At 61.1% G+C, this 13,697-nt stretch carries 11 protein-coding genes; 2 read left to right on the forward strand and 9 right to left on the reverse strand.

What is annotated here, in order from left to right:
- Positions 1–14: 14 nt before the first annotated feature.
- Positions 15–698, forward strand: a complete 684-nt coding sequence (locus tag ACZ495_RS13320) for a Crp/Fnr family transcriptional regulator (RefSeq protein WP_150083057.1) — start codon at positions 15–17, stop codon at positions 696–698.
- 131 nt (positions 699–829) lie between these two features.
- Here ACZ495_RS13320 and ACZ495_RS13325 read toward each other — a convergent pair whose 3' ends face one another.
- The 3 genes from ACZ495_RS13325 to ACZ495_RS13335 form a co-directional block, all read right to left on the reverse strand.
- Positions 830–2,329, reverse strand: coding sequence for a flagellar hook protein FlgE (locus ACZ495_RS13325; RefSeq protein WP_015939096.1), 1,500 nt, complete (start codon positions 2,327–2,329; stop codon positions 830–832).
- A gap of 86 nt (positions 2,330–2,415) precedes the next feature.
- Positions 2,416–2,829 (reverse strand): rhodanese-like domain-containing protein, encoded by a 414-nt coding sequence (locus ACZ495_RS13330; protein ID WP_015939095.1) that lies wholly within the window; start codon positions 2,827–2,829, stop codon positions 2,416–2,418.
- A gap of 203 nt (positions 2,830–3,032) precedes the next feature.
- Positions 3,033–4,229 carry a pyridoxal phosphate-dependent aminotransferase gene (locus ACZ495_RS13335; RefSeq protein WP_394027077.1) on the reverse strand — a complete coding sequence of 399 codons (1,197 nt, stop codon included), beginning with the start codon at positions 4,227–4,229 and terminating at the stop codon, positions 3,033–3,035.
- A gap of 89 nt (positions 4,230–4,318) precedes the next feature.
- Here ACZ495_RS13335 and ACZ495_RS13340 point away from each other — a divergent pair, with 89 nt between their 5' ends.
- Positions 4,319–4,756, forward strand: a complete 438-nt coding sequence (locus ACZ495_RS13340; RefSeq protein WP_015939093.1) for a YbhB/YbcL family Raf kinase inhibitor-like protein — start codon at positions 4,319–4,321, stop codon at positions 4,754–4,756.
- Between the two features lie 219 nt (positions 4,757–4,975).
- On the opposite strand, the gene ACZ495_RS13345 is transcribed toward ACZ495_RS13340, so the two are convergent.
- The 6 genes from ACZ495_RS13345 to ACZ495_RS13370 all read right to left on the reverse strand — a co-directional run bounded on the left by ACZ495_RS13345 (position 4,976) and on the right by ACZ495_RS13370 (position 13,628).
- On the reverse strand, positions 4,976–6,685 hold the full coding sequence (locus ACZ495_RS13345) for an FAD-dependent oxidoreductase (RefSeq protein ID WP_072311094.1): 1,710 nt from the start codon (positions 6,683–6,685) through the stop codon (positions 4,976–4,978).
- Between the two features lie 362 nt (positions 6,686–7,047).
- Complete coding sequence (selB, locus tag ACZ495_RS13350; protein WP_464262404.1) at positions 7,048–9,021, reverse strand: selenocysteine-specific translation elongation factor; 1,974 nt, start codon at positions 9,019–9,021, stop codon at positions 7,048–7,050.
- 282 nt (positions 9,022–9,303) lie between these two features.
- The gene (locus tag ACZ495_RS13355) at positions 9,304–10,323 is read right to left on the reverse strand and encodes an energy transducer TonB (protein ID WP_464262405.1); all 1,020 of its coding nucleotides are present in this window, start codon (positions 10,321–10,323) and stop codon (positions 9,304–9,306) included.
- Positions 10,324–10,639: 316 nt separating this feature from the next.
- Positions 10,640–11,650, reverse strand: coding sequence for a chemotaxis protein (locus tag ACZ495_RS13360; RefSeq protein ID WP_015939089.1), 1,011 nt, complete (start codon positions 11,648–11,650; stop codon positions 10,640–10,642).
- Between the two features lie 36 nt (positions 11,651–11,686).
- On the reverse strand, positions 11,687–12,547 hold the full coding sequence (ispH, locus tag ACZ495_RS13365) for a 4-hydroxy-3-methylbut-2-enyl diphosphate reductase (RefSeq protein ID WP_015939088.1): 861 nt from the start codon (positions 12,545–12,547) through the stop codon (positions 11,687–11,689).
- Positions 12,548–12,632: 85 nt separating this feature from the next.
- Positions 12,633–13,628 carry a tRNA dihydrouridine synthase gene (locus ACZ495_RS13370; RefSeq protein WP_015939087.1) on the reverse strand — a complete coding sequence of 332 codons (996 nt, stop codon included), beginning with the start codon at positions 13,626–13,628 and terminating at the stop codon, positions 12,633–12,635.
- Positions 13,629–13,697 lie beyond the last annotated feature (69 nt).

A 13,697-nucleotide genomic window follows, 5' to 3' on the forward strand; every position in this document is an offset into this window, starting at 1 on the left:
TGGGAGGTAACTTCGTGGAAAAACAGATGGTTGCCGAGGGCGTCAAGGGCAGTCGCAACTGGGCCTTTAAAGAAATGAAGGGCATGAACGCCCCCTGGCGGTCGGTACTGTATCTTGCCAGACGTTTTGCCTGGGCAAAGGGACATGAAGTGCAGTTTCGCAACCGTCTTTATTTTTTAGAGAAAGGTCGCGTCAGGCTGACGCATCAAAGCCTTGAAGGTATGGAGAAAATTCTCTGGTACATTCACGAGGGCTGCATTTTCGGCGAAACGCCCTTTCTGGATCCCATGCCTTTGGAGAGTTTTTTCACGTGTGCCACGGATTGCGTGGTTTACGGTTTTTCAAAAGAGAGCTTTGATGTGATCAGCCGGGAGCGGCCTGACCTTGTGTCCAACCTGCTGCTCTCCATGTCGCGCAAGCTGCGGATACTGTCCAACCAGGCTTCTTCCCTGTACGTGGATAACCTGCTCGTGCGGGTCTGCAAGTTTATGGCGCAGCATCTTGAGCCGGACAGTCACCCCCTTACGGCGAACCTGGGTATTTCGCGGCAGGAGATGGCAAGCCTGCTTGGGGTACACCGCGTTTCTTTGTACAAGGTACTGAAGCAGCAGGAAGAGGAAGGGCTTTTTGGTCCCTTTGAGGGCAATGCGGTGGTGATTTTGCAGCCCGAGGAGTTTTTTAGGCTGGCTTCTGCATAATGCACGTCCGGTACACGGAAAGGGGCGCGCTGCCGTAGCACGGCTGCGCGCCCCTTTGGGCTTCAGATAAAGGAATATCCTGTTTTTCAGGGCACGGGCGGCACAGTGTGCTGTTATGCCGGCGGCGCGGCCTAGCGCTTCAGTTCCACGGCCTTCTGCAGCATCTGGTCGGCAGTGGTGACCACTTTGCTGTTGGACTGGAAGCCGCGCTGGGTAATGATCATGTTGGCCATTTCCGTGGCTACATCCACATTGGAATTTTCAATGTTGTACGCGCGTATGGTGCCGTAGTTTTCGGTTCCGGCCTCACCCATGTCCATCTGTCCGGCATCCGCGGTGGCGCTGAACATGTTGTGCCCTTCGCGCCGCAGGCCGTCTTCGCTTGTAAAGCGGCATACGGGGATCTGCCACAGGTCCATGCTCTGGTTGTTGGAAAAAAGCCCCACCACATCTCCGTTGGCAGAAATGCTGATATTGCTCAAAAAACCTTCGGGATAGCCGTTCTGGTTATTGCGCCGCGTGACGGGCGACGATCCCTTGTAGTTGGTTGTGGCGTCAACGGCCACGGTGGCGTCCTGCCCCATGCCGCCCAGGGCATTCTGGCTGGCGCCTACGGCAGCCGCATTGGCCGGTGCGTTCTGCCAGCCCCCGGCGGCGCTGATGCCAAGGTTCACCGTTGTGGCTACGCCGTTGACCGTCATCTGCGGCAGGCCGCCATCCGACAGGGCAGAGGGGGCCCAGTCTGCCAGGTCTTTGCTGCCTTCTGCAGACGGGGTAAAGGCCGTCATGTCGGTCAGCTGCCCCTTGGCGTCAAAAGTGAGGGTTCCGGTCATCAGCGCGCCTGTGCCGGGCGCAAGCCCGTTTTCATCCCTCGGCGTGTTGCCTGTGGATATGAGGTATTGCACCACACTGCCGGGGCGGTCGCTGGGGGCGGCGTCAAAGTATATGGTCGCCTGTTGCTGGTTGCCGTTTTCGCCATACAGGGTGATGCTCTGGGCATAGCCGTATGCCAGATTGGAAAGGGGCGGAGAAGCATTGGCGTCGTAGGTGTTCAGCAGGCTGAAGTAGGGATTGGCCGCATCGGTGCTGTTCGGCGTTTCCAGGCCTAGATTGAAGCGCATATCCACAGACGTGGTGCTTTTTGAGGGCATGGTGGCAAACTTGTCTATGGTGATCTGCTGCAGGCCGCCCTTGCTTCCGTCGGCATTGTATTTGTAGCCGTTGAGGGCCAGGCCCGAGGGCGTACGCAAAACCCCTTCCCGGTCGGGGCGAAAGTCTCCGGCGCGGGTATAGTAGAGGTCCACGCCGTCCGTCACCTGAAAAAAGCCTTTACCACTGATGGCCATGTCTGTGACGGTATTGCTGGATTCAAGCGCACCCTGGCCGAAAAGCGTGCGGACAGATTCGACCTGAAGGCCCATGCCCACCTGGCCGAGCGCCACGCGCGAGTTATCCTGCGCATTCCACCAGTTTCCCATACCGCCCTGTTCGGCATAAAAAATATCGGAAAAGAGAATGCCTTGCTGCTTGTAGCCGATGGTGCTGACGTTGGCGAGGTTGTTGGTGGTGACATTCATGCCCTCCGCCAAGCCCTTCATGCCCGTAGCGCCTATATAAAGTGACGAATTCACGCTGGCCTCCATAAAAATAGGGGCGGTGGAGGAAAAACATTCCTCCCCGCCCCAATAATGCAGAGAGCGTGCCAGATTGGTGAAAGCTATTTTTCTACTGGCAGTCCGCGCTGTTGCCAGATGCTGATGCCTTCGTTCATGTGCAGAATATTCCCGATCCCCGCCTTTTGCATGCTTTTGTAAGCTCCGGCGGAGCGATTGCCGGTGCGGCAGTAAAGCAGCACCGGGGCATCCTTGGGCAGGTTGGCAATCTGCGCTTCAAACGGCCCGCCAAAGTAATCTATGTTCACCGCGCCGGGCAGATGTCCCTCACGGAATTCGGCGGGTGTGCGCACGTCTACAATAATCAGGCCCTGCGGCGGATTCTGTAGCAGGTCGGCCGCGTCCTGCACGCTTATATCCCGGGCGGCTGCGGGCAATGCCGCAAGCATGACGAGGGTGAGCAGGGCAAAGGCGCAGAGAAAACGGCGGGATACGCTGTTTTGCATGCTGTGTGGCATAAAGGCTCCATCGGTTCGGTTGCTGTATCCGGCCCCGGCGCGTCTGGCACGGCGTTTTCATTGGTCTTTCAGTGAGGGGCGGACGGTTCACGCACTTGCGGTGCGTATGCGCGTGCCGGCCGGTATGCGGGTCGGGCAGGCAGTGCCACGCCTTTGCCGAGCAGGGCGCGGCACTGTCGCCGGAACAGGTGTTTGCGCCAATATTATTTTACTGTGGCGCGGGCTTTGGCAAAGCCTTCGGCCGCATTGCGGATAACGCTTTCGTCCACGCAGAAGGCCAGGCGGAAATGGCCCGGGCAGCCGAAGCCGGTGCCGGGTACGGCGAGCACACGCTCTTCAAGCAGGGCGTTTACAAAGGCCACGTCGTCGCCGCCGGGAGCCTTGGGGAAGAAGTAAAAGGCTCCCGAAGGCATCTGGAATTCGTAGCCTGCCTGCTCAAGCACCTCGGCCATGGCCTTGCGGCGGGCCGCGTAGACCTCAAGGTCCACCTGGCTGCCCAGGGCCGCGGCCATGATGTGCTGACCAACCACGGGTGGATTGACAAAGCCCAGAATTCGGGTGGTGAGGGTAAGGGCGGCCATGAGCAGCTTTTTCTCTTCTGCGGGCAGCTTGGGCGAAACAGCGGCATAGCCCAGGCGTTCACCCGGCAGGGAAAGGCTTTTTGAAAAAGAGCTGATGGCAATGGCATAAGGATAGAGAGGCAGCACCGAGGGAACTTCCACGCCGTCATAGGCCAGAAAGCGGTAAGGCTCGTCAGCCACCAGCCAGATCGGTTTGCCGTATTCCTGGCTCTTGTTGAGCAGCAGGTCGGCAATGGCCGATATTTCCTTGCGCCTGTAGACTACGCCCGTGGGGTTGTGGGGCGAGTTGATGAGCACTACGCGGGTTTTTTCGTTGATGGCGGCTTCCAGCGCGTCCAGATCGGGCGCAAAGGTGTCTTTTTTGCTTTGCACGGCCTTGAAGACGCCACCGTGGTTGGACACGTAAAAGCCGTACTCCACAAAATAGGGAGCAAAAGCCAGCATTTCTTCGCCGGGATTGAGCACGGCGCGCAAAAAGGCGTTGAGTACGCCAGCCGCGCCGCAGCCCAGAATCACGTCTTCAGCCGTCAGGGCTACGCCCTGCTCGCGGCTCAGGTAGTCAGCCAGTTTTTCCCGGGCCCAGGCAAAGCCGCCGTTGGGCATGTAGCCGAAAGCAAACGGTTCGTGAGCGTGCGCGGCAAAGGCGCGCAAACCTTCGGCCACAGCGGGCGGGGCGGGCAGGTCGGGGTTGCCCAGGCTGAAATCATACACCTTGTCCGCGCCGTAACGCGCCTTGAGATGTCCTCCGGCTTCAAACATGCGGCGTATCCACGATGCGTGTTCGAGGTAGCCGGTAACACTGTCGGCAAGAATAGACATAAAACGACTCCCAGTGGTTGTTGTATTCGCCATGACTATTGGTTATGCTTCCAAAAGCCGCATAAAGCAATTGTCATTTGGAGGCTCTGATGCGTTTTGATATTCTCGGCAAAGCCGTGCGCGTCCTGATGCCCGCGCTGTGCGCGGCCCTGCTGTTGCCCGCCTGCTCCACCAAGGAGCCGGAAGCCGCACCCAGCGGCATGACCCTTACGGTAAACCTGCGCGACGTTCACCGCTGCTCGCGTATTTCGCCTGAAATAACGGTGCTCCAGGCTCCCAACGGTACGGATTATTTTGATGTGCGCCTGGTGGAATACACCGGCGACGCCCAGGAGCTTTTCCTTGGCGGCGGCCTGTGGGATAATGACAGTTCGGGCGTTATACCTGAAGGTGGCCTGACGCGCCACTATCGCGGTCCCTGCCCGCCTGTCGGACAGGCCAGGGACTATGCCTTTGTGGTTGCAGCCATGAACAGAAGCAGCATGCAGCCGCTGGCCGTTCGCCTGCACCGCTTTACGCAGGAATAAACGCCGCGGTCTGCCCGCCCTGCATTGTGAAAGCCAAGAAAAACCGCCGCCGGGTTACCCGGCGGCGGTTTTTGTGTATCTGTTTTTCAGGGTATTTCGATTTTGAGAACAGATATTTTCAACGTGTAGTACACGCCCGTTACGGCGTTTGACCGCGCAAACAGATTGCGCTTGCTCCTGCCCGCGCAGCCGTCAGGGCAGTTTCAAGCTTGAGTTGCCCTAGACCGACAGGCCCATCTTGATGGCCGCCTGCATGCCGCCGGTGGAATTGACCACATCGGTGATGCCGTGGCGGGCCAGCACAAGCAGGCCGTCGTATGCGCGCAGGCCCGTATTGCAGATGATGGCAACGGGGCGGTCCCTGGGAACCTCGCTGATGCGGGCAGCCACTTCTTCAAGCGGTATGGCGTGCCAGTCCGGGTGTTTTTCCTGCACGGCGCGTCCGGCGGCAGCGGGGCGCGCATCAATGAAAAACATGTTATTTTTTTCGCGGTTTTTCCACATGTCCATAAACTGGTCGGCGGTCACCGGGGTAAAGCGTCCGGCCAGCACGTTGTCGGCCACGTTGCCCACCACGTTGACCACATCCATAGCCGAGGCAAAGGGCGGGGCGTAGGCCACCTCAAGGTTGGAAATATCTTCCACCGTGGGTTGCGAGTACTGCAGCGCGGCAGCCACGGCATCCACGCGGGCCTTGAGGGAGTCGCCGTCAGCGCAGGCGCCCTGCATGCCGAGCACGCGGCTTGTGGCTTTGTCTACCACAAGTTCCAGCGTCATCATGGCCTTTTCGGGATAAAAATGGGCGTGGTCAAACTGCTCCACACTTACGCTGAAGGCGTCAAAACCTTCTGCGCGGGCGCGTTCAACGGTGAGGCCCACGCCGCAGAAGGAAAGATCAAAGAGCTTCACGGCCCAGGAGCCGACATAGCCGGGGAATGTGGCATCGCCGCCCGCAAGGTTGGTGCCGATGACGCGCCCCTGGCGGTTGGCCATGCTGCCCAGCGGCAGGTAGCCCAGCTTGCCGGTAATGATGTTCTTGATGGCAACGCAGTCGCCGCCCGCATAGATGGCAGGGTCAGAAGTACGCATGTGCCGGTCCACCACAATGGCGCCGAAGGGGGCCACGTCAAGCCCGGCATCCCCGGCAAGCTGCCCGTTGGGGATGAAGCCCGCCGCAAAGACCACCAGCTGGGCTTCCAGTTCGCGTTTGTCGGTGACGACCTTGCAGACCTTGCCGTCCTTGCCTTCAAGGCGCAGGACTTTTTCTCCGGTGTAGACATTCACGTTATGGGTCACGCAGTCGTGGGCGGCCATGCGGGCCACGGGATGCGAAAGTACGCCGGGCAGTATCTGGTCGACCATTTCCACCACGCTGCACTTGACGCCCCACATGTCGGCCAGGGCCACGGCGGCCTCAAGGCCGATAAAGCCGCCGCCCACAATGACGGCCTCGGTGATTTTGCCTTCCTGGCAGGCTGTGCGGATGGCTCCGGCGGCTTCCAGCCGGGTGAGGGAGAGGACATTTTCAAGGTCCTTGCCTTCCACGGGCGGCACGCGCGGGGTCGCACCCGTGGCGAGTACCAGCTTGTCATAGGGCAGCTTTTCTTCCTGCCCGGTAACCACGTTTTTGACGGCAAGGGTTTTGGCCGTCCGGTCAATGGCAGTGGCGCGGGTCTGGGTGCGGACAGTGATGCCCTTCATGTCGCGGAAAAAATCGGCATCGCGCACCGTATGATAGGGAGTGGAGCGCAGGTCGTCCAGATTCTGGATTTCGCCGGAGACGTAGTAGGGTATGCCGCAGCCGCCGTAAGAAATGAAAACGTTTTCATCCACCAGGGTGATTTCCGCATCGGGCATGAGACGCTTGCAACGGGCCGCGGCCTTGGGACCAAGGGCTACACCGCCCACTACCAGAATTTTTTCGGGCATTTCTGCGCTCCTTACTTGTGAGTATTATGAGCAAATGAGCATTATTAACGTACACTATGTATGCACCGCAATAAAAACAGGGGGCTGTCGCCCATATTTTGTGCGGTTTTCAGATGGTCTGCGGCAGGCCTTGCAGCCGTGCTGGCATGATAGCATCTGACACGATACCATCGGATGCGATAGACACCGGCCACCCGGCGCCGTCCGTTTGCGGCCGGGGCATATCCCGCATGGGGCTGGAGCGCGCCCTTACGCAGGGTTTGCGCAGCGTCATGTGCAGGTCTGCCGTGTTGGCGACAGCCCTGGTCCGTCCTGCGCCGGGGTACGGCAAGGACACTTCCGCGTTGCGGGCCGCCCGGCGTTCAGCGCCCCCGGTAGCGGCGCTGGTCGCCCACACGCACGGTAATACGTTCATTGTCCATATATTCCAGAAGGGCAATGAGATACTTGCGCGAAAGCCCCAGTATTTCTTTAAGGCCGCCCACGTCCAGATTGTCGTTGGTCTCGAACCAGCGGCGCACACGCTCCATGATATCGTTCAGGGCCGGGCCGTGATAGTAAAGGCCGTCCTTGATCTTGACCAGCGCGCCTTCTTCGCAGAGAAGGCGCAGCACGGGGGCGGCCTCCTTGGCGCTGACGCCCAGTTCTTCCAGTACGTCCTTGGCGTTGGGCGGGGCAAGGCCCGCTCCGGCGTGGGCGTCCAGCAGCTTCTGCCGCAGGCCCGCCTGATCCGCCGCAAGACTGACCTTGTGCTCGGCCAGCCGCAATCCTTCGCCTTCAAGAGCAAGATGCCCCTGCTTGAGCGCCGTGTCCAGCACGCGCTGGATAAGGCGTTGCGGCAGGCCCTTGCTCCAGCCCGAGCATAGTGCTCCCCGGGTGAAGCCCGGCTTGAGGGGATCTTTGTGGTGCAGTTCCGCCCCACGTTCAAGACAGGCCTGTTGCAGGCTTTCAAACGCCTGCCTGCCTATCCAGAGGCGTCCTTCCTTGTCCCAGCAAAAAGCGGCGCCGCGTGTGGAAAGCAGTTGCAGGCCCGATTCGAGCACTGCCCGCGGAAAGCCCGTAAGCACACGCAGGCGCGCTTCGTCCGCGCCTGTGGTCCCGCGCAGGGCCAGCACCGTGTCAATAAAGGCGGCCCGGGCTTCGTCTCGTGCTTTTGCCCCGGCCTTGCCGGCAGGGGTGGATTCAGTCTCTCTGTCCAGAACTGGCAGTTTTTCCAGCAGGGTCAGCTTGTTTTGCAGGTCCGGATCCTTGCGGCGCAGGTCGGGCGGCAGGGGGCTTAAAAGCAGGCCGCCTGCCACAGTGCGCAGGGGAGAATAGGCGCGCAGTACGCAGTGGTCGCCGAAAACACCCACCATTTCGTCCTTGAAGCGGATTTCCGCCAGTGCGGTTTCGCCGGGGGCCAACTTGTCCCTGTCCCAAAAAACCACGCGGGCCGCGCATTCTTTTGTGCCGTGGTGAAAATGTATCTCCACCCGCTGGCGCAGGGCGCGCGGGGATGAGGAAAGGCAGGTCAGGCGCATGAGCCAGCGCCGGGCCGGAAAAAGCTCATCGGGATGGGCCAGCACCTGGCCGCGCTCGATATCACCGACCTCCAGCCCCTGAACGTTGGTGGCGCAGCGCTGCCCGGCCGGCACGTCGTCAACGCTTTTTCCGTGGCGCTGCAGGCCGCGCGCCCTGGTGGGAGTGCCGGGCGGCATGAAGCGGAGGTCATCACCGACCTTGACGCTGCCGGAAATGACCGTGCCCGTGATAACCGTGCCGTAGCCTTTCATGCTGAACACGCGGTCCACGGGCTGGCGGAAGATATCAACACGACGCCGGGCGGGAAGGTCGGCAGCCAGTTGAAAAATATGGGTGCGCAGCGCGTCTACCCCGTCACCCGTTGCCGACGAGACAGGAAAAACCGGCGCATCCTCAAGAAAGGTTCCGGCCAGAAAACCACGCACATCCTCGGTGACCATTTCAAGCCAGTCGGCGTCCACCATGTCTGTCTTGGTCAGGGCCACAAAGCCGTTCCGGATGCCGAGCAGAGAGCATATTTCAAGGTGTTCTCGGGTCTGGGGCATGACGCCCTCGTCCGCCGCGATGACCAGCATTACAAAGTCCACCCCGGCAGCCCCGGCAACCATATTTTTTACGAACCGTTCGTGGCCCGGCACGTCCACAATACCCAGACGTTCGCCACTGGGCATGTCCACCCAGGCGAAGCCCAGTTCAATGGTGATGCCGCGGCGTTTTTCCTCTTCCAGCCGGTCGCAGTTGATGCCCGTGAGCGCGCGCACCAGAGAGGTTTTGCCGTGGTCGATATGTCCGGCTGTGCCCAGCACTACAGCCATGTGGTACCCCCTGAAGTTATTGGCTTCAGGATAACATGCGGCAACGGGCCTTTGCAAATGCGGCGGGGCCTGTTTTTGTGCGGGGAGGGACCCGCGGGCCGCGGCAGAATATGGGCAGCTTGCCGCCATCTGTGTTACCCGGCCCATGACGGCGCTGTCCCGGGAGTGTGGACGCGGCATTTTTTGCAAAGCGGCGCGTTGCTGCGTACGCGCAGGAAAATACGCGGGGCTGCGTAAGCCCCGGTCAGCAAATCTGTTTACGGTCAACGCCTGAAAGATTTTTTAGCGGAGACTGAAGTCAAAGGGCAGCAGTACCAGCGTGCGGACGGCTTTACCGGCTTTGGTTCCGGGGCGGAACCGCATGCGGCGGGCGGCGTCCAGGGCGGCTTCTTCAAAATATCCCTGGGGGGTGGCGCTGTGGATGCTGCACTGTCCGGGCTGCCCGTTGGTCTCCACCACCATGCGCACGATAACGCGCCCCTCCACCTTGCGGCTGCGGGCGGAAGGCGGGTACTCCGGCCTGACTCCTTTGGTCACGGCGGGGGACTGGTCAAGCTGACGGGGAGAGTACACTTTGTCAGCGCCTGCCGCTGTGGCAGCGTCAGTGGCGGAGGAGGCTGAAGCGTCTGCGGCAGCGCCGCCGGTGGAAGCCTGCACGGGCGTGGCTGCGGGCGGTGTGGCGGATTGGTGTTTTTCAGGCGCGGATGGAGGTGTAGTGCGTTTATTTGTGCCGGCGGATGCAAGCGCCGTTTTTTGGGGCGAAACCGTTTTGGGCCGGGTGTCTGCCGTCGGCGGGGGCGCTGCGGGTTGCCGCTCGGCCGCGGCGGGTTCCGGCTGCACGGGAGCAGCGAGAGGCGGCGGAGCATCCGCAGGAAGCCCGGTGGTGCCTGTGGCAGGAACCGGGGCAGCGCCAAGGCGCATCAGTGACACGGCAATGGCGTTTCCGGGAGCATTCTGAACCGCCTGGAACGATAAGCCCAGCAGGGCCGACAGAAAAATGGCGTGCAGAAACAGAGAGGCTGCCAGCCCCAGGACCCCGCGGGCGCGGTGAAAAAGCACGGTTTGTCCGGAACAGGCAGCATGCGGCCATGCAAGGCGGCCTGTCTGCCCGCCGTTTTTGCGGACGGCATCTTCTCCGTGGTCGTGCGGAGAAGGCGGTGCAGCGGGCAGGCATGGCGGCGGACCTGACGGCAGGCAGGCCCAGAGGTCTGCGGGCATGTGGATGCCCCCGCCCCGGGGCAGGCTCGCCAGAACATCGTGGCAGCGGGCATGGCTTGCCTTTGCCGAATTTTTCCGCCTCACATTTTTCCCCTTGCGGAGTCGAGCTGGCCCGGCGGGGTGCGGAGCCGGCTATTGTGCTATTGTAATAAAATACGTGTTACCGCCGGTGCGCACTACCCTTGTACACCTGCCGTTGTGGTGGACGCGCAGCGCCCGCAGCTCCGGTATTTGAGAATATATATTCCCGATGTGCCAGGCTCCTGCCGCGGTGTTTGCCAGCGCGATCATCAACACTGCTGTCTTCGCCATAAACCCTTCGGGTAACGGCTGAAGCGCTTGCGCCTTTGCGGCGGGGCCTGCCCGCACAGCCGCCAGCGCAGCTTGCAGTCACATTGCGCTAACGGGCTGCGGCCTCTTCTTCGCATGCCCTGATAAGGGCCATGGCGCGGCGGGCAAGCTGGGTGACTTCCGGCTTGGATATCTGGTCATCCGCGCCCACGCTTTCGCCCTTGTGGCGCAGCTTGTCCGTGATGAGCGAAGAAAACAGTATCACGGGCAGCTTGTTGAGCACATGGTCGGTCTTGATGCGGTGGGTGAGGTTAAGACCGTCCATCACCGGCATTTCAATGTCCGACACCATCACATGCACAAAGTCCGAAACGGGTCTGCCGCTGTCTTCACAGCGCTGCTTGATATCTTCAAGCCGTTCCCATGCGGCGCGGCCGTTGGAAACAACCTCAACGGTAAAGCCTGCTTTTTCCATAAGATCACGCAGCATTTCGCGTACCAGGGCAGAGTCGTCAGCCACAAGGGCACGGTAGCCCTTGTTGGTCCAGTCTTCGCCAAGGTCGTCCAGGCGCAGGCCCAGCTTGGGATTGAGGTTGGCCACCACCTTTTCCAGGTCCAGCAGAAAAATGATGCGGTCTTCAAGCTTGACCACGCCGATGACCGTATTGTTGGAGACGGCGGCCACATATTTGTTCGGCGGCTCAACCTGCTCCCAGCTTATGCGGTGGATACGGTTGACGCCGGATACCATAAAAGCCGTGGTGACATTGTTGAATTCCGTCACAATGGTTTTGGGCTGCTCTTCATTGGCCGGATGCGTTTTGCCGAGCCACATGGCAAGGTCCACCAGGGGGATGATGCGGGAGCGCAGGTTAAAAGCCCCGAGTACACTGGGGTGCTGCACTTCGGGCAGTTCCGTAACCTTGGGCATGCGGATGATCTCCAGCACCTTGGCTACGTTGACGCCATAATACCCCCGGTATGAGGCCGGGGCCACGGGCTGGCCGTTTTCGTCCGTCTGGGGCGCATCGGTGGAAGGTGGAACGAATTCGTCAAGATAAAATTCTACCACTTCCAGCTCATTGGTGCCGGCTTCAAGCAGGATATTGGTCTGGGACATGCTGCCTCCCAAAAATCGTGTCGCGCGTGCGGGACGTTATAGCGAAGAAAGCCACTTTTCGGCGGCGTCTATCAGGCTTTTCGGCGTAGATGCGCCAGCCGTAAGGCCCACACGGGGTTTATTTGCAAAATTTTTCGGTTCAAGCTCTTCGGCGCTCTCCACATGATAGGTGGCGATGCCGTTCAGTGCGGCCACATCCGCAAGTCGCCGGGTATTGCCGCTCTGTCGTCCACCAACGACTACCATGACATCTACCGATGAGGCAATGTTTCTGGCCTCTTCCTGCCGCTCGCGGGTGGCATCGCAAATGGTGGATAAAATCGTGAGGTCGTCCAGGGCGCGGCTCAGGCTTTCCTGAATAGAAGTAAATATTTCGCGGTCCTGCGTGGTCTGCGAAGCCAGCACGTAGGGCTGCGCGGGGTCAAGAGGCAGGGCCGCCAGTTCTACGGCATTGCCGAATACGTGGGCCGGGCCGCAGGCGTAGGATATGAGGCCGCGTACCTCGGGGTGATCTTCTTCGCCGAAAAGCAGCAGGGTCGCCCCCTGCGATGTGGCGCGGGCGATGGAAAGCTGCGCCTTTTTGACCTTGGGGCAGGTGGCGTCCACCACGGTGGCCCCGCTTGCGCATACGGCCTGTTCCACCTGCCGGGTGATGCCGTGCGCGCGTATGACGGCCACATCATCCTGGCGCAGCTGCGCCGGGTCATTGACGCAGACCACACCACGGGTCTCATACTCCGCCAGTACCTGCGGGTTGTGGATAATGGGGCCGAGCGTGCATATGCGCCCCGCTCCCGCGCTCTGGCCGGCGCGGCGCTCCAGGGCGGTATTGAGTTTTTGCAGGGCGAGGCTCACGCCCATGCAGAAGCCCGCTGTTTTGGCACGGCGTACGTTCATATATTCTCCTTGGAGGGCGTGCGCGCTTACAGGCGCGGCCCTGCGTCTCATCTGGGCGGTTGCCCGGTATCAGGCGGCCAGAGTCTCAAACCGTCAGGCATCTGTCCAGCGCTTCGGTCAGTTCTTCCCAGGTGGAGCAGCGGCACAGTTCCTGCCGCAAGGCCCGTGCGCCGGGCAGGGCGCGCACGTAGCGCGGCACGACGCTGCGCATCTTCCATACCGCGGCCTTGCCGGGGCAGTGCAGGCGTGCAAGTTCCATGTGGCGCAAAATCATGGCCTTGAGCGAGGCTGCGTCATGGGCCTGCGGATGGCCGCCTGCGCACAGGGCGGCATGATCAGCGAAAATAGCGGGATTGTACATGGCCCCGCGCGCATACATGAGGCCTGCAGCGCCGGTCTGTTCGAGGCAGGCCATACCCTCGGCGGCGGAAAAAAGATCGCCGCTGGCCAGCAGGGGAATGGACAGGCGCGGGGCAAGGTCGGCCAGCGCTTCCCACTGTGCTGTGCCGCCAAAACCCTGACGGGCCGTGCGCGGATGCAGCACAAGCCAGCCCGCACCCGCGTCTTCAAGCCGCAGGGCCAGGTCAGGCAGTACCGGGCGCGTGTCGTCAAGGCCGAGGCGCAGCTTGAAACCCACGCGGCCGGGGCCGGCGGCTGCGATCATGCCGCGGGCCACTTCAAGAATATTGCCTGTATCGCCAAGCATGGCCGCTCCCGCGCCCTGACGCAGCACTTTTGCCACAGAACAGCCCATGTTGAGGTCAAACCAGCCGTAGCCCGCATCGCGCAGCAGGCTGACGGCGCGGGAAAGAAACGGGGCTTCGGCTCCGAAAAGCTGTACAACAAGCGGTTGGTCTTCGGGCAGGCTCGCCAGAAGCTCGTTGGTGCCGGGGCTTTGGTACACCAGCCCCTTGGCGCTGACCATTTCCGTCACGCAAACGGCGGCTCCGTACTGGCGGCAGAGCAGCCTGAAAGGCAGGTCGCTGTAGCCCGCCAGCGGGGCCAGCCAGGGATGTTCGCGACCAATGGGCAGGCTTGCCGGGTTACAGGGGCAGACGGGCAGGGAAAAGGCCTTGCTCACGGTGATCCTTTATGGAGAAGCGTGTCGTCCCGCGGATGTCCTGCCCCGGCTGCGGCAGGGCGTGCCGGC

The sequence above is a fragment of the Desulfovibrio sp. GTC20076 genome (assembly GCF_055385905.1).

Coding starts and splice junctions, on each gene's coding strand:
- selB (WP_464262404.1), bottom strand. CDS start 9,021: ATGGCTGTAGTGCTGGGCACAGCCGGACATATCGACCACGGCAAAACC.
- ACZ495_RS13340 (WP_015939093.1), top strand. CDS start 4,319: ATGCGTTTTGATATTCTCGGCAAAGCCGTGCGCGTCCTGATGCCCGCG.
- ispH (WP_015939088.1), bottom strand. CDS start 12,547: ATGAACGTACGCCGTGCCAAAACAGCGGGCTTCTGCATGGGCGTGAGC.
- ACZ495_RS13330 (WP_015939095.1), bottom strand. CDS start 2,829: ATGCCACACAGCATGCAAAACAGCGTATCCCGCCGTTTTCTCTGCGCC.
- ACZ495_RS13335 (WP_394027077.1), bottom strand. CDS start 4,229: ATGTCTATTCTTGCCGACAGTGTTACCGGCTACCTCGAACACGCATCG.
- ACZ495_RS13345 (WP_072311094.1), bottom strand. CDS start 6,685: ATGCCCGAAAAAATTCTGGTAGTGGGCGGTGTAGCCCTTGGTCCCAAG.
- ACZ495_RS13360 (WP_015939089.1), bottom strand. CDS start 11,650: ATGTCCCAGACCAATATCCTGCTTGAAGCCGGCACCAATGAGCTGGAA.